Source organism: Streptomyces microflavus, assembly GCF_014650075.1.
Lineage (GTDB): Bacteria > Actinomycetota > Actinomycetes > Streptomycetales > Streptomycetaceae > Streptomyces > Streptomyces microflavus.
Window position 1 is genome coordinate 398,277 of the sequence record NZ_BMUG01000006.1, and the last position, 26,102, is coordinate 424,378.

A 26,102-nucleotide genomic window follows, 5' to 3' on the forward strand; every position below is an offset into this window, starting at 1 on the left:
TCACAGGACTCCGTTCGGCAGATTGCTGTTCTGTCCGCTGAGTGGTGCAGCGGACGGGGGAACTTGGGGGGAGGGGCGGAGCAGCGGCTCGATCCGTCTCAGCCCCTCGGTCACGGCCTCGGGATCGCGGGCGAAACAGATCCGGAAACCGTCCGAGGCCCCGAGGGTCTCGCCGGGCATCAGCAGCACCCCGGCGTCCAGCACCCGGCGGCACAGCGCGAGCGGCTGCTCCCCGGTGGTCAGCCGGAGCCAGGCGAAGGGGGTGTTCTCGGGCTCCACGAGCTGCACCGCGTCGGCGTTGCGCTCCGCGAACTCCCTTACCAGCTTCAGCCCTTGGCCGGTCAGCTCCGCGTAGTGGCGCAGATAGCGGTCCCGGTGGTCCAGGACATCGCAGGCCAGCGTCTCGCAGAGCACCGAATTGGCGATGGTGGAGAGGAACTTGCGCCGCGCGCACCCCTCGACGACCTCCGGCGGCCCGTACAGCCAGCCGACCCGCAGACCGGGGAAGCCGTACACCTTGGAGAGGCTGGAGACCGAGATCACCCGGTCACTGGAGCGTGCGGGGGAGTCCCTCAGGTCGAGCGCGTACTCCTCGTCCAGCAGCAGATAGGCGTCCCGCCGCTCCGCCAGCTCCAGCAGCCCCTTCAGGTCCGCGTCCGCGATCCGCCGGCCGGTCGGGTTGCAGGGGGAGTTGGCGACGATCAGCCGCAGACCGGGGCCGGCCAGCGCGGCGGCGGCCTCGACGTCGAAGGTCAGATCCTCGCGGTAGGGGGCGCAGTCGACCTGGCAGCCCAGATCGGCGGTGATGTCCCAGGACTGCTGCCACCCCGGACGGAAGACGATCACCTGCGCACCGGGGGCGAGCAGGGTGGCGTAGACGAGGTAGAGGGCCTGCTGCGCCCCCTGGGTGATGAGTACGGAGGCGGGATCGCCGTCGTAGAGGCCCGCGACCCGGTCGCGCAGCGCGCCGATGCCCCGGTCGTGTCCGTAGTCCAGCTCCAGACCGGGGTCGACGGTGAGGTCGTCGAGCCGTCCGGGGAGCATGTTGCTGTCCCCGAGGTCGATGTCGAAGCGTCCGGCGGCGTCCTCGAAGACCCACCGCTGCATCGGGTACTCGCCGGCCGTTCCGGCGGCGGCGGTCATCGGCCGGCCTCCGGGGTGCGGTCCAGCCGGGCGCGCAGCGGCGGGGCGAACACACCCGTCGCCACCTGCTGGGATTCCCCGGTCAGGGTCACCGACCCGTCCGGGGCGAGGGCCACGCCCACACTGCCGCCGGGCATCCTGACCTCCACCCGGTCCGCGCAGAGCCCCAGTTCGCGGGCGGCGGAGGCGGCGGCGCAGGCGCTGCTGCCCGAGGCCAGCGCGTAACCGGCGCCACGCTCGTACACCTCGATCTCCAGCAGCTCGCGGCTCACCACCCGCAGGAACGTCACATTGGTGCGGCCCGGGAAGCGGGCGTGTCCGGCGATCAGCGGGCCCAGGCTCCGGGCCAGTTCGGGGGTGGGCTCGGCCACGGGCACCACCGTGTGCGGGTTGCCGTTGTGGAGTGCGGTCACCGTGAGCTTGTGCTCCCCGACCGTCAGCGGCACGGAGAGCGTCGGCCCCTCGGCGGGGGTGCCGTCCTCGTCCAGCAGTGGCAGGGCGGCGGCGTCGAACGTGGGTCGTCCCAGGCCTACTTGTACGATCCCGGCGGCCGCGTCGAGGATCTGTACGGGGCTGTCGCCGGCGGTCGTGCGGAGCGTGAACGGCTCACCGCCCGCCCAGGCCTGCGGCTCGAGCTCGGCCAGGTGCAGGGCGAACATCCGCAGCCCGTTGCCGCTGCGCTCGCAGACGCTGCCGTCCGAGTTGAAGAGGGCCAGCGGGACCGGGACCCCGGGGCGGGGCTCCTCCAACGGGCCGTGCAGCACCCCGTCCGCGCCGATGCCGAAGTGCCGGTCGCAGACGAGCCGTACGGACTCCGGCGTGACGGGGAGGTCGGTGTAGCGGGGGTCGATCACCACGTAGTCGTTGCCCAGTGCCTGATACTTGAAGAAGTCGGTCATGACTCGTCTCAGGTAGGTGGCGGGGGACGGGGCCGTTCCCGGTGAGGTCCGGACGGGAACGGCCCCGTACATCAGGCGTCCTGCGCTTCGAGGGCCGCCGCGTCGTGCTCCTCGCCGTACCACTTCTCCGCCCAGCGGGAGAAGGCGATGATCACGATGTCGCGGTGGCCCGGTCCGCCGTCGGCGGAGAGGACGTCGGTCACGTCATGGGCGAGCCCCCGGTCGTCCAGCAGGACCGCCTGGCCGGCGTCGAGCGTGCCCGACCAGAAGGGCGCCTCCGCCCCCGGCTTCCACAGCCGGGTGGTGCCGCCCGCCACGTTCACCTTGTTCAGGATGGCGATCATGACGAACTCGTGCCCGTCGTGGTGCACCCCTTCCGGGGTGAGCGGGCCGGGCCTGCCGCCCTCGGCACGGGTCCGGTTCTGGTGCACGTTGATCTGCCACGGCTCGGACCGGTCCAGGCCGAGTTCGCGGATGCCCTCGGAGATCAGCGGGGTGAAGTCCACCTCGATCGGCTCGTAGACGCGGCGGATGCCGCCGCCGACCGAGTTGAACTTCTTGTACGTGGTGTAGTCGCGGTGCGGAAGCCGCTTGAACGACCAGTTCTCGTCCTCGGCGGGCGTGAGCTTGTACTGCGAGAACCGCTTGAAACGGGTCCCGTTGCCCATGTAGTCGTCGACCGGGCAGTTGTCGTAGCTGGGCAGGATGTCGGGTGCGACCTCGGGCAGGTCGATGACGGTGAATCCTTCGGCGCCGAGCGGCATGTGCTCTCCCCTCCTGGTGGGTGGTGGTGGAATCAGGCGGTGATCGACGGCATGCGCTCGTCCAGGTACGTCGCCGAGGAGTTGAGCCGCCACAGGATGCCGCGGGCAATGGCCCGGCGCATCCTGGGGGACTCGGCGGCGGGCAGCACCACGTTGTGGAACCAGCCCTGGGCGTGCTGGGAGTCGATGGTGATGTGCAGGCGGTGGTAGACGATGCCGACGTCCGGCAGGCCGAGCCGCTCCCAGGCGTGCACGACCTGGACGAACCGGTCCGGCGCCATCCACTCGGTCATGCCGAGGTAGCCGACGGCCTCGGGGTACAGGGCGCGGTAACGGCACAGCAGCACCGCGAGGTTGCCGTTGAGGAGGGAGTTGGCGGTGAGCGAGCGCTCCAGCTCCTCGTCCGGGATCTCGAAGACCTCGAAGATCTTGTTGAAGAGGGTGGTGTGGACCTGGGCGTGGTCGCCGTTGCCCATCTCGTCCCAGAAGTTGGAGGCGATCTCCATCTTCGCCGCACCCGCCGTACCGACCTGCATCATCGCCAGCAGATCGTCGAAGCGGCCGTCGACCACGGACTCCTGCATCACGTAGTTGCGCAGGTCGGACTCGTCGGCCTGGTTGCGGATGAACTCGTGGTAGTAGGGGTGCTTGTACACCCGGTGCTCACGCGCGGTCTTCTTCAGCCAGGAGAGGTAGGCCCGCGGTTCGGTGGGGGCCTCCTCCAGCAGCCCCGGCTCGATCAGCCGGTCCTGCGCCTCGGCGGTCGCGGCCTCCAGCTGCCGGCCGAGCTCGTGCACGACGACCGAGCCCTCGGCCGTCTCCTGATCCGTGAGCTTGGTGTGCAGCCGGTAGACCCGGTCGAGCAGGAACTGCTGCGCGTACAGGGCCTGCTGGTCATTGGCGGCGGCGGCCTTGTTGATCTCGGCCACCCGGCCGAGCAGGGCGGTGCGCGCTTCGCCCGCGAACTGCGAGTCGACCTTGTCGGCTGCTGTGGCGAGTAATGCGGTGACCTCGTCGACGGTGGTCAGAAAACGGGTGGCGGGCTCGGCCTCGACCCGGGAAGTACCAACTTCGAGCATCTGCTTCCCCTTGTATTTCACCTGGTGACTGTGACGTGCCGTATGTGTCGTGCGGATAGCCGTCTGTCGTGCTGAGGAGAGAGAGGAGGAAGGGGGATCGCACCGCACACGGCCCACAGGTGCGGGGCAGGGTGTGTGCCAGAACGGCAGAGGCGGTCAATGCGCGCCCATACTGCACGCAGGGCTCTGGGCAGACTCTGTACGCGGTCTATATGGATTCCAGCCACCGGGCGGGGTGCCGGTCGAGGCGGCCGGCACCCTGGTCAAGGCATGGCAAAGAGGGCGCGCAGTACGGGACCGTATCCGTACTGCGCGCCCTCGATCAGGGATGACGCACAGGTGGTGCGCCGGGGTGTCGCTCGGGTGACAGGGACCGCGGCGGCGGCGATCGGCACCGGGGGAGAGCGTCTCCTTCAGGTCAGAAGACGGTCCCCGGGACCTTCACCACCGCACTGGCATCGCACAGCCGCCGCGGCCTCGTCGTCCTGCCCGCGCCGCGCGGCACCCCTCATCCGGGTGCGCGGCACAGGCAGGGGCTTGGTGGACCTAGTCCTCGCGCAGGGCGCGGACGGCCTCCTCGACGCGCTTGCCGTAGTCGGCGTCGGCGGCGTGGAAGTGGGCGAGGTTCTTCTCGATCACATCGTCGCGGGTGACCTGCGAGAGGCCTCCGGCGATGGTGGCGACCAGACGGCCCTTCTCGTCCTCCGACATCAGCCGGAAGAGCTCGCCCGCCTGGAAGAAGTCGTCGTCCTTGGTGTGGGCGGGCGTCTCGTATGTGCCCGTCCAGCCGTGGATCGCGAGCGGGGCGGCGAGCGCCGCGTCGGTCTGCGCCGGGCCGGCGTACGAGTTGGGCTCGTAGTTCTTGTCGTGGCGCGAGCCGTAGCGGGTGGCGTGCACCCCGTCGCGGCCGTAGTTGTCGACCTCGGCCGCCTTGGGGGCGTTCACCGGCAGCTGGGTGTGGTTGACGCCCAGCCGGTAGCGGTGCGCGTCGGCGTAGGCGAACAGCCGGCCCTGGAGCATCTTGTCCGGGGACGGACCGATGCCGGGCACGAAGTTGTTCGGCGAGAACGCGGCCTGCTCCACCTCGGCGAAGACGTTGTCCGGGTTCCGGTCCAGCACCAGCCGGCCGACCCGCTGGAGCGGGTAGTCGCTGTGCGGCCACACCTTGGTGAGGTCGAACGGGTTGAACCGGTACTCCGCGGCCTCGGCGGCCGGCATCACCTGGACGTGCAGCGTCCAGGACGGGTTGACGCCCCGCTCGATGGCCTGGAGCAGGTCCGTCTGGTGCGAGTTGGCGTCCTTGCCGACGAGCTCGGCGGCCTGCTCGCCGGAGAGGGAGCGCACACCCTGGTTGGTCTTGAAGTGGTACTTGACGAAGAAGGCCTCGCCCTCGGCGTTCGTCCACTGGTAGGTGTGCGAGCCGTAGCCGTTCATGTGGCGGTACGAGGCGGGGATGCCGCGGTCGCCCATCAGCCAGGTGACCTGGTGCGTCGCCTCGGGGGAGTGCGCCCAGAAGTCCCAGACGTTGTCCGGCTCCTGCTTGCCCGTGAAGGGGTCGCGCTTCTGCGAGTGGATGAAGTCGGGGAACTTGATCGGGTCCTTGATGAAGAACACCGGGGTGTTGTTGCCGACCAGGTCGTAATTGCCCTCGTTCGTATAGAACTTGAGGGCGAAGCCGCGCGGGTCACGGACCGCGTCCGCGCCACCGAGGGAGTCGGCGACGGTGGAGAAGCGGATGAACGTCTCGGTCCGTTTGCCCACCTCGGAGAGGAAGTCGGCCCGGGTGAAGCCGGTGACGTCGTCGGTCACCTCGAAGTAGCCGTACGCGCCGGAGCCGCGGGCGTGGACCACGCGCTCCGGGATGCGCTCACGGTTGAAGCGGGCGAGCTTCTCCAGGAGGTGCTGGTCCTGCAGGAGGATCGGTCCACCCGCACCGGCGGTGGCGGAGTTCTGGTTGTCGGCGACCGGGGCGCCTGACTCGGTCGTGAGCACACGCTTAGCCATGTGGCGGGATGACCTTTCGTACGAGCTGCTGACGGCTTGAGGAGCGTAGATTCGCCGCGAGGCAACGTCAACAGTTTGTTGAAAACGAAGTGTGTGGTTCCGGGCCGCGGCAGCGCCTGGGCGCGACAGGACAGGTGTCAGCGCCACCGCGGCCCGGAGATCAGGGGGCCCGTCATCCGGGCCGTGGCCCCTTGCGGGGCCGGGGGAAGGGTCAGACCTGGGAGCCGGAGAGCCGCTCGACCGAGCGCAGCAGCGCCGAGTGGTCCAGGCCGCCGTCGCCCTGGGCGCGCAGCGAGGCGACCAGCTGGGCGACCACACCGCCGACGGGCAGGGCCGCGCCGACGTTGCGGGCGGCGTCGGTCACGATGCCCATGTCCTTGTGGTGCAGGTCGATCCGGAAGCCGGGGGCGAAGTCCCGCTTCAGGAAGTTGTCCTTCTTGCGGGTCAGCACGGTCGAGCCGGCCAGACCGCCGTTGAGGACGTCCAGCGCGGCGGCGAGGTCGACCCCGGACTTCTCCAGGAAGACCACGGCCTCGGCGCAGGCCTGGATGTTGACCGCGACGATCAGCTGGTTGGCCGCCTTCACCGTCTGGCCGGAGCCGTGCGGGCCGCAGAGCACGATGGTCTTGCCGAGCGTCTCCAGGAGCGGCTTCGCGGCGTCGAAGTCCGCCTGCTCACCGCCGACCATGATGGAGAGCACCGCCTCGATGGCACCGGCCTCGCCGCCGGAGACCGGCGCGTCCAGGACCCGGATGCCCTTCTCGGCCGCGTTCTTGGCGAGGTCCACGGAGGTCTGCGGGGTGATGGAGGACATGTCCACCAGCAGCGCGCCGCGCTTCGCGTTCTCCAGGATGCCCTCGGGGCCGTAGGCGATGGCCTCGACCTGCGGGGAGGCGGGCACCATCGTGATGACGACATCCGCGTCCCTGACCGCGTCGGCGATCGAGGAGGCGCCGGTGCCGCCGGCGGCGACCAGCCGGTCGACCTTGTCCTGCTCCAGGGTGTATCCGGTGACGTCGTAACCGGCCTTGATCAGGTTCTCCGACATGGGGGATCCCATGATGCCGAGACCGATCCAGGCGACCTTGGGGAGGTTGTTGCTCATGAGGGTGCCTTCCTGAAAAACGTGTGTACGTAAGGGGGTTGGGCTCACCCCGTGGTGGGCTCCGCCGGTCAGCCGGCCGCTCGGGCCGATGCCGGGAGCCAGTCGAAGGACTCGGCGCTCGGCCGGTCGCCCGGCTTGTACTCCAGGCCGACCCAGCCCGTGTAACCGGCGTCCTTCAGCTCGTCCAGGAGCCGCTCCAGCGGGAGCGAGCCGGTGCCCGGCGCGCCGCGGCCCGGGTTGTCGGCGATCTGGACGTGGCCGGTCTTCGCGGCGTACGCCTTGATGACCTGGCTCAGGTCCTCGCCGTTCATCGACAGGTGGTACAGGTCCAGCAGGAACTTGGCGTTCCCGAGGCCCGTCGCCGCGTTGACCTTGTCGACGACCTCGATCGCGGCCGGTGCGCTCACCAGCGGATAGAGCGGCGACTCCGGCTTGTTGAGGGTCTCGACCAGCAGGATCGCCCCGACGCGGTCCGCCGCGCGGGCGGCCAGCACCAGGTTCTCCAGGGCGAGCGAGTCCTGGACCTGTGGGTCCACGCCCTCGACGCGGTTGCCGTACAGCGCGTTGAGCGCCGTGCAGCCGACCGAGGCGGCGAAGTCGGCCGCCACCTCGATGTTCTCCCGGAAGCGGTCCGACTCCGTGCCGGGCACGGAGAGCGCGCCGCGGTCCGGGCCGGGGAGCTGTCCGGCGTAGAAGTTCAGCCCCACCAACTGGGTGCCGGCGTCGTCGAGCGCCTTCTTGAGGGCGTCGAGCTCAGCCCGAATGGGGGTGGGGGTCTCGATCCAGGGCCACCACAGCTCGACCGCCGTGAAGCCCGCCGCGGCGGCTGCCGCGGGACGCTCCAGGAGCGGGAGTTCCGTGAAGAGGATCGAAAGGTTCACATCGAAGCGCTGGTCCGGGTATCCCATGAGGATGTCGGCGCTCCTTCCGTATTGCGGAAGTTAGTTTCTGCTTAACGGAAGATTGCCTGGGGGGTGGTGGGGCTGTCAAGGGGGTGCCGCAAAATTCGCCCCGGCCGGCGTCGTACGGGACCGGTGGCGGGGGCGCCTTCGAAGTCCTTCCGCCGGCCCCTCGGGGCATACGAAAGCGGGGCGGGGGCCGCCGTCGACCCCCGCCCCGCCCGGCTCTCACACCGTGTGCGGCCCCGCTACCCGGCCGGAACCGTGTCCTGGAACGTGGTCCCCGCACTGCGGTACGCCCCGACCATCGCGTTCACCTGCGACGGGGTGAGCACCTGGTCCTTCACATGCAGGACGTAGTCCACCTGCTGGTCGTAGGACCGGGGCGTGGTGCTCGGCTGCCCCTCCAGGTCGATCAGCCACTGGTTGAAGTTGATCGACATGGGCCGCTCGGGCAGATAGGCCGCCCCGTGCGTCCCGAAGTGCTGCCCGTCGACGTAGTAGGTGATCTGGTTGTTGTCGATGGTCACCACCAGGTCGTGCCAGCCCGCGTACGACGCCCGGACCTCGCTGTGAGCGTTGACCGCCTCCCACGGGTCGGGCCGGTAGGTCTCCCACGAGGTGGTGTAGAGGATGTTGGCCGGCTCGCCCCAGCCGCCGTTCGGCAGATACTCGAAGTCGTACTCCGCGTAGTCGTCCGCCATCGGCGCCTTGAGGTCGTTGATCGTGAAGAACGTCTGCACGATCCGGTCGCCGTCCGGGCCCGAGCGCGGCGCGTCGCTGAACTTCACCCGCGACGCGTACGTCCCGTTCTTGAACTTCATCGACTGCGTCAGGATCTCGGTGTGCTCGGTCGAGGCCCCCGTCCCGGCGGTGGAGGTCTCCAGGTTCATCACCGAGTTCCCGCTCTGCGCGGCGAAGGTGACGTTCTCGGCCGCCCAGGTCGCGCCCGGCACCCCCGGACCACCGGAGTTGGACCGTACGCTCCAGCCGTTCGCGTTGATCTTCGGGTCGGTGTGGGAGCTGTAGTTGAAGTCGTCGAACAGCCGGGGCCCGTCAGCCGGCGGGTCGGTGGGCGGGTCCGTGGGGTCCGGCGGGTCGGTCGGCCCGTTGCCCCCGGGCGCCTCGCCCCAGACGGTCGCGCCGTTCACCTGGGCCGTCACCTTGGACCAGTCGCCGTACGCGGTCCGTTCCGGGCCGAAGGAGTAGTCGTCGGACTGGACGAGCCGGGCCCAGGACGCCTGGTGGAACCGGAGCTGCATGTCACCGGTGTCCGCCCCCGGCGCCAGCGAACCCGCGCCCGGGGTGAAGCCGATCTCCAGATACCGGTCGGCGGTGGCCGTCGGGGAGGCGAGCGTCCCGAAGGTCCCGGTGATGTTCGCGCACCCCTTCACCGCCCAGGAACAGGCGAACCGGTAGGCGGCGGAGGGGGAGTCGGCCTTGAAGTAGTACCGCACCTTGACACTGCTCAGCGGTACGGAGGCGGAGCCGGCGTTGCGCACCTTCAGCCACGGCTCGCTCTGGTCGGCGCTCGCACCGGACGCGCTCGTCCGGTACTGGACGACGATCCCGTCCGCCGCGGCCGACGCCGAGGACGGCAGCGCGGCCAGACCGGTGGCGGCCAGAGCTACGGCCGCGGCGGAGGCGGCGGCGGTGCGCAGCCTGGACCTGCTTCCGCGCGGATTGCTGCGTGATGTGTTCACGGGTGTGTTCCTCTCCGGAACGGTGGTGGGGGAGTGGTTACGAAAGGGGTCGCGCTGTTCCTGAGGACGGGGACGCGTACGTGGTCGCCGCGAGCGACCGGGCGTCCAGGGGGCGGTAGGGGACGCCCAGGGCGTCCAGCCGGGCGGTGTGGTGGCGCAGCCGCTCGACGAACCCCGGCCAGTCGCCGCGCCCGCCGGACCAGGAACGGTCGGCCAGCGCGCAGAGCCGCGGGTAGCTGAGGTACTCGATCTCCTCGGGCGTGCGGACGTACTCGGTCCACAGCTGGGCCTGCGTCCCGAGCACCCGGGCCCGCTCGGCTTCCGCCCATGCGGCGGGGGCCGGCTCATGGCCGTGGACCGTGCGCAGGGTCACCGGGGCGCCGGGCTGGGCGACCGGTTCGGACGGGTCGCCGGTCTGGGCGTAGTCGAGATAGGTGGCCCGGTGGTGGGCGGCGATCACCTGATGGCCCCGGCGGGCGGCGGCCAGCGCGTGCGAGGGGTCGCGCCAGGTCATCACCGTGAAATCCAGCGGGAGTTCGGTACCGGTCTCGGCCCAGCCGAGCGGGATCCGCCCGCGCTCCACGAGGAACGCGCCGATCCGGCCCATGAACCAGCCGTGCAGCGCCGCCGGATCCGCGAGCCCCTCGGCCGCCGCGCGTTCCCGGGCGGCCGGGCTGTTCTCCCACTCGGTGGTCGGGCACTCCTCCCCGCCGATGTGGATGTACGGCGACGGGAAGACGTCCATGACCTCCTCCAGCACCGCCCGGCAGAAGTCGAAGACCCCCTCGTGCACCCCGAGGACCGTGTCGCAGACGCCCCAGCGGGTCCAGACGTCCAGCTTCCGCGCCGGATCGTTCCCCAGCTCCGGATAGGCGGCGAGCGCGGCCCGCACATGGCCGGGCATCTCGATCTCCGGCACGACGGTGACCCCGCGCTCCGCCGCGTACCGCACGAGCCCCCGCAACTCCGCCTTGGTGTACGCCCCTTCGTGCGGTACGGCGTCGAAGTGCGCCCCGTCCGGCCCGCTCGGCCCCTTCTGCGACCGGGACCGCCGGGAGCCGACCGAGGTCAGCCGGGGGTAGGCGTCGACCGGCATCCGCCAGCCCTGGTCGTCGGTGAGATGGAGGTGCAGGGTGTTCAGCTTGTGCAGCGCCAGCAGGTCCACGTACCGGCGCAGATAGCCGACCGGCTGGAAGTGCCGCGCCACGTCCAGCATCGCCCCGCGCCACGGCCGGTCCGGGACGTCGGTGATCTCGACGCACGGCAGCTCCCAGGAGCCGGAGCCCCGTGCCCCGCCCGACAGGGCCTCGGCGGGCAGGAGCTGGCGGACGGTCTGGATGCCCCGGAGCAGCCCGGTCGGGTGTGCGGCGCGGAGGAGGAGGGCCTGCGGGCCGACCGTGAGCCCGTACCCCTCCTCGCCGAGGCCGCCGAGCTGCTCGTCCAGCGCGAGGACGATCCGCCCCTCCGGCGACGGGGCGAGCGGCAGCCCGGTGGCCGGGCCGGCCAGGGAGCGCAGCAGGGCGGCCGCCGGTTCGGCGCCCGGGAGCGCCCGGACGGCGGTGTCACGGTCGAGGACCAGCCGGCCGCCCAGCGGGGAGACCTTGGTGGGCCGGGGAAGGAGGGCGAGGTCGGGGCGCGATGCGGGCACGGGGTCTCCGGATTCGGTTCGCGGGCGTACGGGGACGGGCGCGGGTGTTCCCGGGCCCTCAGCCCTTGACGGCACCGGCGGCGAAGCCGGAGGTGACATGGCGCTGGAGCAGCAGGAAGATCACCAGGGCGGGCAGCGCGAAGAGCGTGGAGGCGGCCATCGTGGCGCCCCAGTCGGTGCCGAAGGTGTTCTGGAAGGACGACAGCCAGACCGGCAGGGTCCGGTTGTCCTGCTGCTTGATGATCAGGAAGTTGGCGTAGGCGAACTCGTTCCACGCGGTGATGAAGCCGAACAGCGAGGTCGCCATGAGACCGGGCGCCAGCAGCGGCATCGCCACCCGCCAGAACGCCCCGGTCCGGGTGCAGCCGTCGACCTGGGCGGCCTCCTCCAGCTCCGGCGGGATCGTCCCGATGAAGCCGCGCAGCACCACGATGGTGAACGGGAGCGTGATCATGAAGTAGATCAGCGTCAGCGTCGGCAGCCGGTCCAGCATGTCGGTGTCCCGGGAGATGATGTAGACCGGGATGATCAGCGACTCCCAGGGCGCCATCTGCGCGATGAAGACCATCAGCATGAACTGCCGCCGGCCCTTCCACCGCATCCGCGCCACGGCGAACGCCGCTCCCAGCGCCACCAGCAGCGCGAGCAGGACGGCGCCCAGCGTGACGAGGATGCTGTTGCGCCAGAACAGCGCGAACCCGTCGGCTTCCACGGCCCGTCGGAAGTGGTCGAGGGTCCAGGTGTGCGGGAAGAGCTGGGGGTCGGCCGACTGGATGTCCTTCGACGGCTTGAAGGCCGTGGAGATCATCCAGTACACGGGGAAGAGACAGACCACGACGGTCACGGCGGCGGAGATGTTCAGGGGCAGGCGCCGCAGTCGGGGGCGTACGGTACGGGCGTTCATCGGGTCTCGTCCTCCTGGCGGTACATCTGGCGGAAGTAGAGGACGAGCACCCCGGACATCAGGACCACGGTGATCATCGAGGCGGCCGAGCCCAGGTCGTACCGCTGGCTGGACAGGGCCGTCTGCACCGCGTAGACCGGCAGGATCGTGGTGGCGTCACCCGGCCCGCCCCGGGTCATCACCCAGATCTGCACGAACGCCTTGAACGTCCAGATCACCTCCAGCGAGAAGACCAGCAGGAAGATCGGCCGGAGCATCGGGAAGGTCACCGAGCGGAAGATCCGCCCCGCGCCCGCCCCGTCCAGCCGCGCCGACTCGTACAGCTCCAGCGGCACGGTGGTCAGCGCGGAGTACAGGGTGATCGCGGCGAACGGCACGGACTGCCAGACGATCAGCGTCACCAGGATGGCGAACGCGGCCGTCCCGTTCGCGAACCACGGATAGCGCTCGAAGGAGTCGAGACCGATCGAGGTCAGCGCCCAGTTGACGATGCCGAACTCCGAGTGGAACAGCCACTGGAACACCGTGGTCGCCGCCACCACCGGCATCGCCCAGGCCAGCACCAGCGAGCAGAGCACCACCGTCCGGCCCACCCGCCGCAGCCGCTCCACCATCAGGGCGACCAGGGTGGCGATCACCATGATCAGGACGACGTTGATCGCCATGAAGAGGAAGGTGCGGCGGACCACCTCCCAGAACCGCGGGTCCGCCAGCAGTGTGCGGTAGTTGCGGAATCCGACGAACTCCGCGTGACCGGCGATCAGTTGGCGGAGCCGGAAGTCCTGGAACGAGATCAGGACGGCCCGCACCAGCGGATAGACCAGCAGATAGAGCATGCCGCCGATGGCGGGGGCGATCAGGGCGTACGGCCAGAGGCTGTGCGCCCGGCCCGCCGGGTCCTTGCGTGCGGCGGGGCGTGGGGCCGGTCGCTGCCGGGGTGTGCGGGGTGCTGGGGTCCGTTCGGCGACGACCGGCACGGCACGCCTCCTTCCTGTGGCTGGTGATCGGGTGGGGCCGGGTCAGGAACCGGCGTTCATGGCCCGGGTGATGTCCTGCGAGGCCTGCGCCGCCTCCTTCGCCGGATCGCCCCCGGTGAGCACCGCCGTCATGTAGTCCTTGATCGGGTTCTCCGCCTCGACCGCCGCCCACCCCGGGGTGTTGGGCGTGGCATGGCCGTTGGCCGCGCCGACCGCCATCGCCGCCGCACCCGGGTCACCGGCCACGGCGGAGGCGAGCGAGGTCCGGTTCGGTACGTAGCTCATGGCCACGGCGAGCTTCTTCTGCCACTCGTCCCCGGTCAGCTCCTTGATGAAGGTGACCGCCTCCTCGGGATGGGCCGCGGCGGCCGGTACGACGAGGTCGGAGCCGCCGGTGAAGACCGAGCCCGGGGTGCCGGCGGTCTTGCCCGGGATGGGGAAGAAGGCGAGCTTGCCCTTGAGTTCGGGGTTCTTCTCCACGATGACGTTGGCCCCGCCCGGGGTGGAGATGACCTGGGCCACCTGCCCCTGCGCCATCACCTCGGCCTGCGGCGGATCGTCCTCGTCGGAGTCCTTGGGCCCCTTGCCGAGCGCCTGGAGCTCCTCGTAGAACGCCATCCCGCGCAGCGCCTCGGGGGTGTCCAGCGCGCCCGACCACTTCCCGCCGGACTCGGTGGCGAGGTCGCCGCCCTCGTCCCAGATGAAGCCGGCCAGCGCGTACCAGAGCTGTCCGGGCAGGTAGATGCCCTGTGTACCGCCCTTGTTGAGCTTGGCGGTGGCGTCGATCCACTGCTCGCGGGTCTTGATCGCCTTCGCGTCGATGCCCGCCTTCTCGAAGAGGTCGGTGCGGTGGATGACCACGCGGTTCGCCGCGTAGTACGGGATGCCGTACTGCTTCCCCTCGTACGCCCCCGGCTCGGCAAGACCGCTCAGCCAGTCCTCGCCGTTCAGCTCGTCGGTCCGGTCGCTGAGGTCGAGCAGCCCGCCGCTCTCGGCGAACTGCGCCACCTGGGTGTTGCCCGCCTCGATGACGTCCGGGGCGTCGTTGCTGGCCAGGGCGGCGGTGATCTTCTGGCCGATCCCGTCCCACTCCTGGATCTGGATCTTCACATCGATCTTCGGGTGGCGCTTCTCGAAGTCCGCGGTGAACTCCTTCTGGAAGGTGTCCGAGACGCTGTCGCGCATCAGCCAGACATCCACCGTCGTCCGTCCGTCCCCGCCCGCGGAGTCGGACGGCGGACTACAGGCGCTGAGCGCGGCGGTCAGGACGAGCACGGACCCACCGGCAAGCAAGCGGTACTTCACGGTTCACCTCGGAAAGCAGAACTGAGTCCGACCTGAGTCCGGCCCGACCACCTGACCACCTGACCAGTGAAGTCCACTGGACAGCTCACCTCTCGATGGGGGTTGAAGGTGGCATAGACCAATGAGGCCGTCAACCCCCTGCGTACGAAGGTGATTTGGTGATGTGCCCGTAACACGGCCGCCCTGGCCGCCGACGGAAAGCGCTACACTTCGCCTGACCAGCAGGCCAGTTGGCTCGAAAGCTCGGTCAACTGGTAAGAAAAATGGACCCGTCGGGAGGGGAGCGCGTGGAAGCGGATGTGCCGGGGACGGTGCTCAAACGGGAGCGGACCCGCGATGCCGTGCTGGAGCTGATCGAGTCGCGCAGCCCCGGCGACGCGATCCCCTCGGAGCGGGCCCTGTGCTCCCTGCTCGGTGTGTCGCGGCCGACCGTGCGCGCGGCGGTCGACGAGCTGGTCGCCGCCGGGCTCCTGGTGCGCGAACACGGGCGGGGCATGTTCGTCGCGCCCGCCAAGATCACCCAGGAGCTGGTGGCGGGGGACCGGGCGCTGACCGTGCCGCAGGCGGCGGGCGCCTGGTCGAGCCGGCTGCTGGAGTTCACCACCCTCCAGGCGGGGGCCCGGGTCGGCCGCAAGCTGCGGATGTCACCCGCCGCCGAGATCGTCTACGTGGCGCGGCTGCGGCTGGTCGACGGGGCGCCGATGGCCATCGAGCACCTGCACATCCGGGCCGAGCTGGTGCCGGGCCTCAGCGCCCAGGAGCTGGAGAGCGGCGACCTGTACGAGCACCTGCGCACCACCCACGGCGTGCATGTCCACGAGGCGGTCCAGGCGATCGAGCCCACCGTCGTCACCCGCGCCGAGGCGAAGCTGCTCGACGTCCCCGAGCTCTCCCCGGCACTGCTCTTCGAGCGGCTGACCTCGGACACGGCCGGCCGGCCGGTGGAGTACGTCCACTCGCTCTACCGGGGCGACCGCTACCGGATCGTCTCCCGCCTCGCGCTGGGCCCGGCCGCCGAGGTGGCCCCGGACCGGGAGGGCCACCACCCGGGCATCCCGCCGGGCGACTTCGCGCACGGCGACGCGATCACCTCCTCCACCAGGGGGGACATCCAGGCGGGCGCGTGAGCCCGGGCCCGAACGGCGTTGCGCTGGGTGCAACTCCGGTTGCGCCTCTTGTCGTTCGGGCGTCGGCGCGCCAGGGTGGCGGACGCATCCGAAGCAGCCGAACCCCCACACGAGGTGCCTCGCATGAACGCAGCCCCCCACCCGCGCCCCGCCCTGCCCAGCCGCCGGAGCCTCCTCGGCGGCCTGCTGGCAGGAGCCGCCCTGGCCGCCGCTCCCGCCCTGGCCACCCCCGCCCACGCCACCGCCCGACCGGCCGCCACCCCGGCCCCGCCCGGCAGCCCCACCGCCACCCGCCCCCTCCTGATCGGCACCTACACCTCAGCCGAGGGCGGCGGCACCGGCATCGGCACCGCCACGTACGACACCGCCACCGGAGCGATCACCCCAGGACCCGTGATCACCGGCGTCGAGAACCCCTCCTACCTGGCCCTCCACCCCTCCGGCGCCACGGTCTACGCGGTCGCCGAGCAGGATGCGGGCGCCGTCACCGCCGTGGCGCTCGCGCCGGACGGGACGTACGAGGTGCTCGGCACCCACCCCACCGGCGGCTCCGGCCCCACCCACCTCTCCGTCCACCCGTCCGGGCACTGGCTGCTCAGCGCGAACTACAGCTCCGGCAGCGTCGCCGTGCACCCCATCGCGGCGGACGGCTCGCTCGGCGAACGCACCGACCTGGTCACCCACAGCTCCCCGCCGCCCGGCCCCGGCCAGAACGGCCCGCACGCACACCAGATCGTCACCGCCCCCAACGGGGGCCACGTCCTCGCCGTCGACCTCGGCACCGACACGGTCTACACATACCGCCTCGACGAGTCCGCCGGAACGCTCACCGAAGTCTCCCGCGCCGCCCTGGCACCCGGCTCGGGCCCGCGCCACCTCACCTTCCACCCCGGCGGGCGCTTCGCCTACCTGGCCTGCGAGCTGGACAACACCACGGTCGTCTGCGCGTACGACCCCGACTCCGGCACCCTCACCCCGGGCTTGGGGCAGTCCACCGGGTCGGGCACCGGCTACCCGGCCCAGCTGGTCGTCACCGGCGACGGCTCGTACGCGTACCTCGCCAACCGGGGCCCCAACAGCCTCACCCGTTACGCGGTGGAGGACGACGGGGCGGCCCTGCGCCTCCTGGACACCGCGCCCGTCGGCGGTGACTGGCCGCGCCAGCTCGCCCTCTCCCCGGACAGCTCCCTGCTCTTCGCCGCCAACCAGCGCTCCTCCACCGTCACCGCCTTCCGGGTCGGCTCCGACGGCTCCCTGACCCCGGCGGGCGATCCGCTCCCGGCACCGGTCGCCGTCTGCGTTCTGCCGCTGACGTAGGGCGTGGTCCGCGCCCGGGCGCGGTTACAGTCGTGGCCGAGCCGCGCGCCCGCACCCGCGGCGAGGACATCAGGGAGGCACAGTGCGCTTGAGGGTGGAATTCACCACCGAGCCCTTCGATCTCGACGAGGCGCCCGCCCACGCGGTGGTGGCCCGCGAGGTCATCCAGAGCGCCGGGCTCGACGCCGTCGACGTCGGCCCGTTCGGCAACACGGCGGAAGGAGGCGCGGACGAGGTGCTCACCGCCGTGGACTCCCTGCTGCGCCGGGCCCTGGCCTCGGGCGCCACCCGGGTCTCGCTCCAGGTCAATGTGATCGGGGAGGAGGGCCGGTGACCGAATCCGCCGATCACTCTCCGGTCACCGTCGACCACCCCTTCGTATCGGCGGTCAAGCCGCTCGTCGACGCGATGGGCGCCGAGCTGCTCGGCCCCGAGCAGGCCCAGCCGGACGATGTGGTGCTCGCGTGGGAGGGCCAGGACGTCATAGCCGTACGGCTGCCCCAGCTCTCCGACTCGCTCGACCACATCCTCGCCGCGCTGGAGAGACGGCACGGGATGCCGCTCGCCGACCTGGACCGGAAGGCCAAGCAGTCCGTCGTCCGGACCCTGGAGGCACGCGGTGCCTTCTCCGTACGACACGGGGTGGAGACCGTGGCCGGCGCCCTGGGCGTCTCCCGGTTCACCGTGTACAACTATCTCAACAGGGAACATTCGGCCAAGGGTGAGTAGTTGGCCGAACGCGCCGAACCCGCAGGAAAGCCGCTGTCCGCATACCGGGACGGCGGCTTTCTCCGTTCGCGAGATTTCAACAAAGTGTTGACGTCGTGTTGCGGAGGGCGTTAGCTATCCGCAGCCCGAACAACGCACAGCGAAAAACAGCCACGGAGGCTCCCGTGACTTCGAGCTCCACACCGGGCCTCACCCGGTTCAACACCCTGGCGGACGGCGAGGCCACCCCCGCACTGCACGAGGTCTGTGCCAGTGCGGCCTGGGGAGAGACCGTCCTCGCCGGCCGTCCGTACGCCACCGAGGAAGCCCTGCTCTCCGCGAGCGACGCCGCCATGGCCGAGCTCACCGCGGAGGACCTGGCCGAGGCGATGGCGGGCCACCCGCCGATCGGGCGTCCGATCCCCGGCGACCCGACCTCCTCCCGCGAGCAGCGGGGGATGGCCGGCGCCTCCGAGGAGCTCAAGACCGAGATGCTCGAACTGAACCTGGCCTACCAGGAGCGGTTCGGACATGTCTTCCTGATCTGTGCCACCGGCGCCACCGGTGAGCAGATGCGCGACGCGGTGAAGTCCCGGACCGGGAACTCGCCCGAGCAGGAGCAGGAGATCGTGCGCACCGAACTGGGCAAGATCAACCGCATCCGGCTGACCCGTCTCGTACGGGAGACCCTCGCAGAGGAAGCTCCCGTGCAGGACTCTTGAGATCTAGGAGAGTGACGGTCTTGAGTACCGACACGACCGCATCGGTGTCCACCCACATCCTGGACACCAGCATCGGCCGCCCCGCCGCGTCCGTCGCCGTCTCGCTCGCCGCCCGCAGCGGCAGCGGCTCGCCGTACGTGACGCTCGGAGCCTCCGCGACCGATGCGGACGGGCGCTGCAAGGACCTGCCGGCGCTGCCGGAGGGCACGACCCACGTGCGTCTCGAATTCGACACCGAGACGTACTTTTCCAAGAAGCAAGCCGAGGCGCAGCAGGACGCCCCCCGCGTAAGGGACAGCGGCGCGTTCTTCCCGGAGGTGACCATCGCGTTCGCGGTCGCCCCGGGCGAGCACTATCACGTACCGCTGCTGCTCAACCCGTTCGGCTACTCCGTTTACCGAGGGAGCTAGCACCGACATGCCCACGATTCTCGGCCAGAACCAGTACGGCAAAGCAGAGAACCGCGTCGTAAAGATCACGCGGGACGGCGACACCCACCACATCAAGGACCTCAACGTCTCGGTCGCCCTCTCCGGCGACATGGACGATGTGCACTACTCCGGCTCCAACGCCAACGTCCTGCCGACCGACACCACCAAGAACACGGTGTACGCGTTCGCCAAGGAGCACGGGATCGAGTCCGCCGAGCAGTTCGGCATCCACCTCGCCCGGCACTTCGTCTCCTCGCAGGAGCCGATCCACCGCGCCCGGATCCGGATCGAGGAGTACAGCTGGGAGCGCATCGCGACCTCCGACGGCAACTCCAGGTTCATCGGCGCCGACGAGGTCAAGCACTCCTTCGTCCGCAAGGGCCAGGAGACCCGCGTCTCCCAGATCACCTACGACGGGGAGAATTGGGAGGTCATCTCGGGCCTCAAGGACCTCACCGTGATGAACTCGACCAACTCCGAGTTCTGGGGCTACGTCAAGGACAAGTACACGACGCTGAAGGAGGCGTACGACCGCATCCTGGCGACCGACGTCTCCGCGCGCTGGCGGTACAACTGGACCAGCGACGAGCAGCGCATGCCGAACTGGGAGAAGTCCTACGAGCAGGCGCGCAAGCACATGCTCCAGGCCTTCGCCGAGACGTACTCCCTCTCGCTCCAGCAGACCCTGTACCAAATGGGTTCGCGGATCATCAACAGCCGCAGCGAGATCGACGAGATCCGCTTCTCGCTGCCGAACAACCACCACTTCCTGGTGGACCTCGAACCGTTCGGCCTCAAGAACGACAATGAGGTCTACTTCGCGGCGGACCGCCCCTACGGTCTGATCGAGGCCACCGTGCTCCGGGACGGCGTCGAGCCGCAGATCCCGGTCGACATGACCAACCTCTGACGCGGCACTGAACCCGCCCCCGCCCGCCCGAAGTCGGGCGGGGGCCGGTCATCCCGGAGGAAACACCCATGGCACAGCCTGCAACGGGGACGGCCGAAGGCCCGAAACCCCTTATCGGCACGGCAGTTCACCCGTGCGACGAGAAGCTCCCTCCCTCCCGGCTCGTTCCGGCCGCGCTCCAGCACATCGCCGCCATGTACGCGGGCGTCGTCACCCCTCCGCTGATCATCGGCCAGGCCGTCGGCCTGGACACCGCCGGCATGACCCGGCTCATCGCCGCGAGCCTCCTGATCGCCGGACTCGCCACCATCGTGCAGACGATCGGCCTCGGCGCGTTCGCCGGGAACCGGCTGCCGTTCGTCAACGCGGCCTCCTCCGCCGGTATCGCGCCGATGCTCGCCATCGCCGAGACCAGTGCGCCCGGACACCAACTCCCGGCGATCTACGGGGCGGTGCTCGTTGCCGGAGCCTTCTGCCTGACGGTCGGACCGTTCTTCGGCAGGCTGCTGCGCTTCTTCCCGCCCCTCGTCACCGGGGTGGTCATCACCCTCATCGGCGTCACCCTCATGCCCGTGCCGGTCGCCTGGGCACAGGGCGGCGACGCCACCGCCGCCGACTTCGGCGCCATGAAGTACCTGGCGCTGGCCGCCTTCACCCTTGTCGTCATCCTGCTCATCCAGCGCTTCGGCCGCGGCTTCCTCAAGCAAGTCGCCCTGCTGGTAGGCATGTTCGTCGGCACACTGGCCGCGATCCCGTTCGGGCTCGCCGACTTCTCCGCGCTGAAGTCCGCACCGCTCGCCGCCCTGCCGACGCCCTTCGCCTTCGGCGCACCGGAGTTCCGCCCCGCCGCGATCCTCTCCCTCTGCATCGTCATGCTGGTCCTGATGACGGAGTCCTCGGCCGGCATGCTGGCCCTCGGCGAGATCTGCGACCGCCGCACCGACGGCCGTACGATCACCCGGGGCCTGCGCACGGACGGCATCGCCACCCTCCTCGGCCCCGTCTTCGGCGGTTTCCCCACCAGCGCCTTCGCCCAGAACGTCGGCGTCGTCTCCCTCACCCGGGTGCGCAGCCGGTACGTCGTCGCGGCGGCGGGCGGCGCCCTGCTGATCCTGGGTGCCTTCCCGGTGCTCGGCGCGGTCGTCTCGCTCGTCCCGATGCCCGTCCTCGGCGGCGCCGGCATCGTCCTCTTCGGCTCCATCGCGGTCAGCGGCATCCGTACGCTCTCCGAGGCCGGGCTCGACGACAGCTCCAACATCATCCTGGTCGCGGTGGCGCTCGGCGCGGGCATCATCCCGCTCGCCGCGCCCACCTTCTACGCCGGATTCCCGGCCTGGGCCCAGACCGTCCTCGGCTCCGGGATCAGTGCGGGAGCACTGGTCGCGGTCGTACTCAACCTGTTCTTCCACCATCTCGGCACCCACAGCCGCACCGCTGTGGCACTCAAATCCTCCTAGGGTCCTGCCGTGCCCACATCGCCACAGAGAGAAGAAGGAAGCACCATGGCAGCTTCGGCAGACCCTCAGCGCATCATCATCGAGAACTGTTCGATCGCCACCGTCGACGCCCACGACACGGAGTACGCCTCCGGGTACATCGTCGTGGCGGACAACCGCATCGAGTCCGTCGGCGCCGGCAAGGCACCGGAGGGCCTCACCGGGGTCGTCCGGCGGATCGACGCCACCGGGCACCTGGCGACGCCCGGCCTGGTCAACACCCATCACCACTTCTACCAGTGGATCACCCGGGGCCTGGCCACCGACCACAACCTCTTCAACTGGCTGGTCGCCCTCTACCCGACCTGGGCGCGCATCGACGAGCCGATGGCCCGCGCCGCCGCGCAGGGGTCGCTCGCCATGATGGTCCGCGGCGGCGTCACCACCGCCATGGACCACCACTACGTCTTCCCGAAGGGCTCCGGCGACCTGTCCGGCGCCATCATCGGTGCCGCCCGCGAGATGGGCGTACGGTTCACCCTCGCCCGGGGCTCCATGGACCGCAGCGAGAAGGACGGCGGCCTGCCCCCGGACTTCGCCGTCGAGACCCTCGAAGGCGCGCTCGCCGCCACCGAGGCCACGATCGACGCCCACCACGACGCCTCCTTCGACTCCATGACCCAGGTCGCCGTCGCCCCCTGCTCGCCGTTCTCGGTCTCCACCGAACTGATGCGCCAGGGCGCCGAGTTGGCCCGCCGCCGAGGCGTGCGGCTGCACACCCACGGCTCGGAGACCGTCGAGGAGGAGCAGTTCTGCAAGGAACTGTTCGGGATGGGCCCCACCGACTACTTCGAGTCGACCGGCTGGCTCGGCAGCGATGTGTGGATGGCGCACTGCGTCCACATGAACGACTCCGACATCGCCGCCTTCGCCCGTACGGGAACGGGCGTCGCCCACTGCCCCTCCTCCAACGCCCGCCTCGCCGCAGGGATCGCCCGGGTCCCCGACATGCTCGCCGCCGGTGTCCCGGTCGGCCTCGGCGTGGACGGCACCGCCTCCAACGAGTCCGGCGAGCTCCACACCGAGCTGCGCAACGCCCTCCTCATCAACCGCCTCGGCGCCCACCGCGAGGCCGCCCTCAACGCCCGTCAGGCCCTGCGCCTCGGGACCTTCGGCGGAGCCCAGGTACTGGGCCGCGCCGACCAGATCGGCTCCCTGGAGGCCGGCAAGCTCGCCGACCTCGTCCTGTGGAAGCTGGACACCCTGGCCCACTCCTCGATCGCCGACCCGGTGACCGCGCTCATCTTCGGCGCGGCCGCCCCGGTGACCCTCTCCCTCGTCGACGGCAAGCCGGTCGTCGAGGGCAACCACCTCACCACGGTGGACGAGGACGCCATCGCCCGTGTCACCCGCGACGAGGCCCGCCGCCTCGCGCAGATCGCCGCCGGAGCCTGACTCCGGAGGTATCCCCCGACCGCCGGGCTGTCGACGACGCCCGGAGGTATCCCCGACCGGCCGGTCGAGGGGGACGGCCCGAGACCGGCCGCCGTGGACCCGAGCGGGGTCCGCGGCAGCCGGTCCGGCGGGGCGCACCCGATGGTGCGCCCCGCCGGACCGGTGATGAACGCTGCCCGCACGCCCCCACCGTGCGCGCGCCCCTCCGCACCCCCCTCTGCACGACCTGCACCACCTGAGAGAGCCGCAAGCACCACCGCACCACATACGCAGCACCTCCCTGACACCCGCGTCGCCGACGACGCGTAACCGACCGGAGGAACCGCCGTGGCCGCTGAGCCCAGGTTTCGCAAAGACGCAGATGCAGCCGCCCCCGACGTGACGGCCGACGCCGTCACACAAGTAGACGCAGAAGCAGCAGCAGACGGCCGGAAACATCCGGTCGACGAGACCCTCCCCCCACTGAAGATGTTCACCAGCGGCCTCCAGCACGTGGCCGCCATGTACGCCGGGGTGGTGGCACCACCCCTGATCGTGGGGCCGGCCGTCGGCCTCACCGCCAAGGAGACCGCCTTCCTGATGGGGGCGAGCCTCTTCACCGCGGGCATAGCCACCCTGCTCCAGACCATCGGCTTCTGGAAGGTCGGCGCCCGGCTGCCCTTCGTCAACGGCGTCTCGTTCGCCGGTGTGGCGCCGATGATCGCGATAGGCAAGGACCGGGGACACGACGGGATCGCCGTGATCTTCGGCGCCATCATCGTCGCGAGCGTGCTCGGTTTCCTCCTCGCCCCGTACTTCTGCAAACTGGTCCGCTTCTTCCCACCGGTCGTCACCGGCACCGTCATCACCCTGATAGGTGTCTCGCTCCTGCCGGTCGCCTTCAACTGGTCCCAGGGCGGCAACGCGACGGCGGACGACTACGGTTCGATGACCAACATCACCATGGCCGCCGTGACCCTGGTGATCGTGCTGGCCCTGCGCAAACTGCTGCGCGGCTTCCTCCAGCAGATCGCGATCCTGCTCGGCCTGGTCATCGGCACCCTGATCGCCGTCCCCGCCGGCATCACCGACTTCAGCGCCATCAAGAACGCCGACGTGGTCGGCTTCCCGACGCCGTTCGCCTTCGGCGGCCCGCAGTTCGAGATCGCCGCCATCATCTCCATGTGCATCGTGATGCTGGTCTGCATGACCGAGTCCACCGCGGACATGCTGGCCCTCGGCAAGATCGTCGGCCGCCCGGCCGACGAGAAGATCATCGAGGGCGGCCTGCGCGCCGACACCCTCGGCAGCGCCATCAGCCCGATCTTCAACGGGTTCATGTGCAGCGCCTTCGCCCAGAACGTCGGCCTCGTCGCCATGACGAAGATCCGCAGCCGCTTCGTCGTCGCGGCGGGCGGCGGCATCCTCATCGTGCTCGGCCTGGTCCCGGTCGCCGCCTCCGTCATCGCCCTCGTACCGCTGCCGGTGCTCGGCGGCGCGGGCATCGTCCTCTTCGGCACGGTCGCGGCCAGCGGCATCCAGACCCTGGCCACCGCCGCCATGGAGAAGGGCGAGAACGCGCTGATCGTGGCGGCGGCCCTCGGTATCGGCCTGATCCCGATCGCGGCGCCGCAGTTCTACCACGCCTTCCCGGAGAGCCTGCTGGTCGTCCTCGACTCGGGCATCTCCACCGGCTGCGTGGTGGCCATCGTGCTGAACCTCGCCTTCAACCACTTCGGCCGCAAGCCGGACGCGGAGGACGAGGAGCAGCACCACGGCGAGCACGTGGTGCCTGCGGCTGCGGGGGTGGGCGTCCACTGACGCATCCGCCGTACGCAGCCCGGTGAAGCCCCGCGTTCCGCGCGGGGCTTCGGCCGTGCCCCACCTCCGGCCGGTGCGGGGCTCCGTCCCGGCCGCGCCTCAGCTTCCGTCGATGCGGTAGCTGTCCCCGTACACCTTCCACCGCAGCGGTGTCTCCAGCCCCAGCTTCCCCTCCCGTACGAAGACTCGCTGGGCGCTCTCCACCCGGCTGGCGTCGGTGTGCGACGGCTCCCGGCCGATCGCGGCGACGCGGGCATCGAGGAACGCGTTCAGGTACGCCTTCTCGTCACCGCCCCGCGCGGGCGGCCGGGCCGCCGCCAGGGCCTCGCGGCGCATCGTCCGGAACCCGACCGAGCCCTCCGTGTCACCCGCGCCGTGCATCACGTACGCGTCGTAGTAGATGAACTGCCCCAGGGCCCCGAGCCCGTCCTTCTCCGCCTGCTCCACCGCCGGATCGAAATAGGCGGCGTCCCGCTCCGCGTCCTGAGCGGCGCGGAAGGCGGAGTCCTCGGCCGCCTCCGCCCACGCATGCGTGAACGGTTCGCCGAGCCCCGCGTGCGAGTCGCTGCCCTCCACCGCGCGCAGCGCGGGCAGGAACCGCTCCAGCGGACTGCCGGGGCGCGCCTTCGCGTACCGCTCGACGACCTTCCTCATGTCACCGGTGCCGGAGCAGAACCCGATGATGCCCGCCGTGTACCCCCGGCCGTCCCCGATGTCCTCGATGTACGGGTACTGCGCCTCCCAGTCCAGCGAGGAGTTCTCCGCGCTGGAGACCAGCTGCATGGCGATCCGCTTCTTCGCCGGGTCGGCCAGCCCCGCCTCCGGATCCTGGGACGCGGATCCGGAGCATCCGGTCAGGGCGGCGGCCGTGAGGAGAGCGGCGGCGAGGGGCAGGCGCAGGGCGCGGACGATGTGCTTCACCCGCCCAGCCTGCCAGGCCGGGGCCCCGGAGCGGACGGCCGCCCGGCGGCTGTAGCGTCAGGGGTATGGAAGATCAGTCAGTTGTGGATGTCGGCGATGTGCGCCTCGCGTACCGGACCTGGGGCGATGCGTTCGGCTCGCCCGTCGTGCTGCTGCACGGCCTCGGCGGTTCCGCCGCGGACTGGGAGGCGGCCGGCCCCCTGCTGGGCCAGGAGTGGCGGGTCTTCGCCCTGGACCTGCGGGGCCACGGCGAGAGCGACTGGCCCGACGAGTACGACCTGGAGCTGATGGTCGAGGACGTCGTCGGCTTCCTCGACGAGCTGGAGCTGAACCGGGTCGGGCTCGTCGGCCACGGCATGGGCGGGGTCGTCGCCCGGCTGCTGGCCCAGGAGCACTCCGACCGGGTGGAGCGGCTGGTGCTGGTGGAGACCCCGGCCCCCTTCCCCGGCGACCCGGGCCCGGCCGGGCGGCCCGAGGGCCCGGTGGACTACGACGAGAACGCGGTGCCCGCTGTACGCGACCAGCTCGCCGACCCCGGTCCCGACGCGGCCGAGGGCCTCGGCGAGATCGTCGCCCCCACGATGATCATCACCGGCGGTCCGGAGAGCCGGATGCCGCAGGAGCGCCAGGCGGACATGGCCTCGCTGATCCCGGACTGCCGGATGATCACGGTCCCGGGCGGCCACCGGATGCACGAGACCCGGGCCGACCAGGTGGCCCCGCACATCACGGAGTTCTTCACGAGCTGAGGCGCCGGTCCTGCGGTGGGTGGTTCTGCTGTGGGCCAACCCTGCTGTGGGCCGGTCCGGCCGTGGGTGGCGGAGGCCGGGGCGTTGTCAGTGGCG

At 70.6% G+C, this 26,102-nt stretch carries 24 protein-coding genes; 11 read left to right on the forward strand and 13 right to left on the reverse strand.

Translation table 11 applies throughout. The annotated features are described in order from the left end of the window. The 12 genes from IE264_RS19755 to IE264_RS19810 form a co-directional block, all read right to left on the reverse strand. Complete coding sequence (locus IE264_RS19755; protein ID WP_051821681.1) at positions 1–1,143, reverse strand: pyridoxal phosphate-dependent aminotransferase; 1,143 nt, start codon at positions 1,141–1,143, stop codon at positions 1–3. Beyond that, entirely contained in the window at positions 1,140–2,042 is a 903-nt protein-coding gene (gene dapF / locus IE264_RS19760; protein ID WP_229887642.1) for a diaminopimelate epimerase, read from the reverse strand. Before dapF ends, IE264_RS19755 begins: the two co-directional genes overlap by 4 nt. 71 nt (positions 2,043–2,113) lie before the next feature. Beyond that, on the reverse strand, positions 2,114–2,806 hold the full coding sequence (locus IE264_RS19765) for a 2OG-Fe dioxygenase family protein (protein WP_015612333.1): 693 nt from the start codon (positions 2,804–2,806) through the stop codon (positions 2,114–2,116). Between the two features lie 32 nt (positions 2,807–2,838). Then, entirely contained in the window at positions 2,839–3,885 is a 1,047-nt protein-coding gene (locus IE264_RS19770; protein ID WP_031127237.1) for an iron-containing redox enzyme family protein, read from the reverse strand. 546 nt (positions 3,886–4,431) lie between these two features. Then, positions 4,432–5,889, reverse strand: a complete 1,458-nt coding sequence (locus IE264_RS19775; RefSeq protein WP_032753795.1) for a catalase — start codon at positions 5,887–5,889, stop codon at positions 4,432–4,434. A 211-nt stretch (positions 5,890–6,100) separates the two neighbouring features. After that, a complete protein-coding gene (locus IE264_RS19780; protein WP_032753797.1) occupies positions 6,101–6,994 on the reverse strand; it encodes a 2-hydroxy-3-oxopropionate reductase in 894 nt (297 codons plus the stop codon). 68 nt (positions 6,995–7,062) lie between these two features. Then, positions 7,063–7,902: a TIM barrel protein gene (locus IE264_RS19785; protein ID WP_032753798.1), complete on the reverse strand. Its 840-nt coding sequence runs from the start codon at positions 7,900–7,902 to the stop codon at positions 7,063–7,065. 239 nt (positions 7,903–8,141) lie between these two features. Further along, positions 8,142–9,596 (reverse strand): cellulose binding domain-containing protein, encoded by a 1,455-nt coding sequence (locus IE264_RS19790; protein ID WP_015612338.1) that lies wholly within the window; start codon positions 9,594–9,596, stop codon positions 8,142–8,144. Between the two features lie 37 nt (positions 9,597–9,633). Beyond that, a complete protein-coding gene (locus tag IE264_RS19795) occupies positions 9,634–11,244 on the reverse strand; it encodes a beta-N-acetylhexosaminidase (RefSeq protein ID WP_015612339.1) in 1,611 nt (536 codons plus the stop codon). Between the two features lie 58 nt (positions 11,245–11,302). Then, the gene (locus IE264_RS19800; protein WP_032753800.1) at positions 11,303–12,148 is read right to left on the reverse strand and encodes a carbohydrate ABC transporter permease; all 846 of its coding nucleotides are present in this window, start codon (positions 12,146–12,148) and stop codon (positions 11,303–11,305) included. Then, positions 12,145–13,125, reverse strand: a complete 981-nt coding sequence (locus IE264_RS19805) for a carbohydrate ABC transporter permease (RefSeq protein WP_032753801.1) — start codon at positions 13,123–13,125, stop codon at positions 12,145–12,147. Before IE264_RS19805 ends, IE264_RS19800 begins: the two co-directional genes overlap by 4 nt. Before the next feature lie 42 nt (positions 13,126–13,167). Beyond that, entirely contained in the window at positions 13,168–14,430 is a 1,263-nt protein-coding gene (locus IE264_RS19810; RefSeq protein ID WP_032753802.1) for an extracellular solute-binding protein, read from the reverse strand. A 287-nt stretch (positions 14,431–14,717) separates the two neighbouring features. Between IE264_RS19810 and IE264_RS19815 the strand changes: the two genes are divergently transcribed. From IE264_RS19815 to IE264_RS19860, 10 genes are all read left to right on the forward strand, one after another. Then, a complete protein-coding gene (locus IE264_RS19815; RefSeq protein ID WP_032753803.1) occupies positions 14,718–15,557 on the forward strand; it encodes a GntR family transcriptional regulator in 840 nt (279 codons plus the stop codon). Between the two features lie 123 nt (positions 15,558–15,680). Beyond that, positions 15,681–16,874, forward strand: coding sequence for a lactonase family protein (locus IE264_RS19820; protein ID WP_051821682.1), 1,194 nt, complete (start codon positions 15,681–15,683; stop codon positions 16,872–16,874). A gap of 82 nt (positions 16,875–16,956) precedes the next feature. Beyond that, entirely contained in the window at positions 16,957–17,208 is a 252-nt protein-coding gene (locus tag IE264_RS19825) for a thiamine-binding protein (RefSeq protein ID WP_015612345.1), read from the forward strand. Next, complete coding sequence (locus IE264_RS19830) at positions 17,205–17,603, forward strand: helix-turn-helix domain-containing protein (RefSeq protein ID WP_015612346.1); 399 nt, start codon at positions 17,205–17,207, stop codon at positions 17,601–17,603. Before IE264_RS19825 ends, IE264_RS19830 begins: the two co-directional genes overlap by 4 nt. Before the next feature lie 164 nt (positions 17,604–17,767). Continuing rightward, complete coding sequence (gene uraD, locus IE264_RS19835) at positions 17,768–18,304, forward strand: 2-oxo-4-hydroxy-4-carboxy-5-ureidoimidazoline decarboxylase (protein WP_015612347.1); 537 nt, start codon at positions 17,768–17,770, stop codon at positions 18,302–18,304. A 20-nt stretch (positions 18,305–18,324) separates the two neighbouring features. Next, positions 18,325–18,714, forward strand: coding sequence for a hydroxyisourate hydrolase (uraH, locus tag IE264_RS19840; RefSeq protein WP_015612348.1), 390 nt, complete (start codon positions 18,325–18,327; stop codon positions 18,712–18,714). 7 nt (positions 18,715–18,721) lie between these two features. Further along, entirely contained in the window at positions 18,722–19,645 is a 924-nt protein-coding gene (gene pucL, locus IE264_RS19845) for a factor-independent urate hydroxylase (protein WP_032753805.1), read from the forward strand. Between the two features lie 68 nt (positions 19,646–19,713). After that, on the forward strand, positions 19,714–21,102 hold the full coding sequence (locus IE264_RS19850; RefSeq protein WP_032753807.1) for a nucleobase:cation symporter-2 family protein: 1,389 nt from the start codon (positions 19,714–19,716) through the stop codon (positions 21,100–21,102). 45 nt (positions 21,103–21,147) lie between these two features. Next, on the forward strand, positions 21,148–22,536 hold the full coding sequence (locus tag IE264_RS19855) for an 8-oxoguanine deaminase (protein ID WP_032753808.1): 1,389 nt from the start codon (positions 21,148–21,150) through the stop codon (positions 22,534–22,536). A gap of 327 nt (positions 22,537–22,863) precedes the next feature. Beyond that, positions 22,864–24,336 carry a nucleobase:cation symporter-2 family protein gene (locus IE264_RS19860; protein WP_051821683.1) on the forward strand — a complete coding sequence of 491 codons (1,473 nt, stop codon included), beginning with the start codon at positions 22,864–22,866 and terminating at the stop codon, positions 24,334–24,336. A gap of 99 nt (positions 24,337–24,435) precedes the next feature. Here the strand turns inward: IE264_RS19860 and IE264_RS19865 are convergent, their stop codons facing one another. After that, complete coding sequence (locus tag IE264_RS19865) at positions 24,436–25,257, reverse strand: chitosanase (RefSeq protein WP_032753812.1); 822 nt, start codon at positions 25,255–25,257, stop codon at positions 24,436–24,438. A gap of 65 nt (positions 25,258–25,322) precedes the next feature. Here IE264_RS19865 and IE264_RS19870 point away from each other — a divergent pair, with 65 nt between their 5' ends. Further along, entirely contained in the window at positions 25,323–26,006 is a 684-nt protein-coding gene (locus IE264_RS19870) for an alpha/beta fold hydrolase (protein ID WP_015612354.1), read from the forward strand. The last annotated feature ends 96 nt before the right edge of the window (positions 26,007–26,102 follow it).

What these genes read in the sequence shown, in the direction of transcription:
- IE264_RS19855 (WP_032753808.1), top strand. Translation starts at nt 21,148, where the DNA reads ATGGCAGCTTCGGCAGACCCTCAGCGCATCATCATCGAGAACTGTTCG.
- IE264_RS19870 (WP_015612354.1), top strand. Translation starts at nt 25,323, where the DNA reads ATGGAAGATCAGTCAGTTGTGGATGTCGGCGATGTGCGCCTCGCGTAC.
- IE264_RS19775 (WP_032753795.1), bottom strand. Translation starts at nt 5,889, where the DNA reads ATGGCTAAGCGTGTGCTCACGACCGAGTCAGGCGCCCCGGTCGCCGAC.
- IE264_RS19820 (WP_051821682.1), top strand. Translation starts at nt 15,681, where the DNA reads ATGAACGCAGCCCCCCACCCGCGCCCCGCCCTGCCCAGCCGCCGGAGC.
- IE264_RS19770 (WP_031127237.1), bottom strand. Translation starts at nt 3,885, where the DNA reads ATGCTCGAAGTTGGTACTTCCCGGGTCGAGGCCGAGCCCGCCACCCGT.
- IE264_RS19780 (WP_032753797.1), bottom strand. Translation starts at nt 6,994, where the DNA reads ATGAGCAACAACCTCCCCAAGGTCGCCTGGATCGGTCTCGGCATCATG.
- IE264_RS19800 (WP_032753800.1), bottom strand. Translation starts at nt 12,148, where the DNA reads ATGAACGCCCGTACCGTACGCCCCCGACTGCGGCGCCTGCCCCTGAAC.
- IE264_RS19765 (WP_015612333.1), bottom strand. Translation starts at nt 2,806, where the DNA reads ATGCCGCTCGGCGCCGAAGGATTCACCGTCATCGACCTGCCCGAGGTC.
- IE264_RS19785 (WP_032753798.1), bottom strand. Translation starts at nt 7,902, where the DNA reads ATGGGATACCCGGACCAGCGCTTCGATGTGAACCTTTCGATCCTCTTC.
- IE264_RS19850 (WP_032753807.1), top strand. Translation starts at nt 19,714, where the DNA reads ATGGCACAGCCTGCAACGGGGACGGCCGAAGGCCCGAAACCCCTTATC.
- pucL (WP_032753805.1), top strand. Translation starts at nt 18,722, where the DNA reads ATGCCCACGATTCTCGGCCAGAACCAGTACGGCAAAGCAGAGAACCGC.
- IE264_RS19755 (WP_051821681.1), bottom strand. Translation starts at nt 1,143, where the DNA reads ATGACCGCCGCCGCCGGAACGGCCGGCGAGTACCCGATGCAGCGGTGG.
- dapF (WP_229887642.1), bottom strand. Translation starts at nt 2,042, where the DNA reads ATGACCGACTTCTTCAAGTATCAGGCACTGGGCAACGACTACGTGGTG.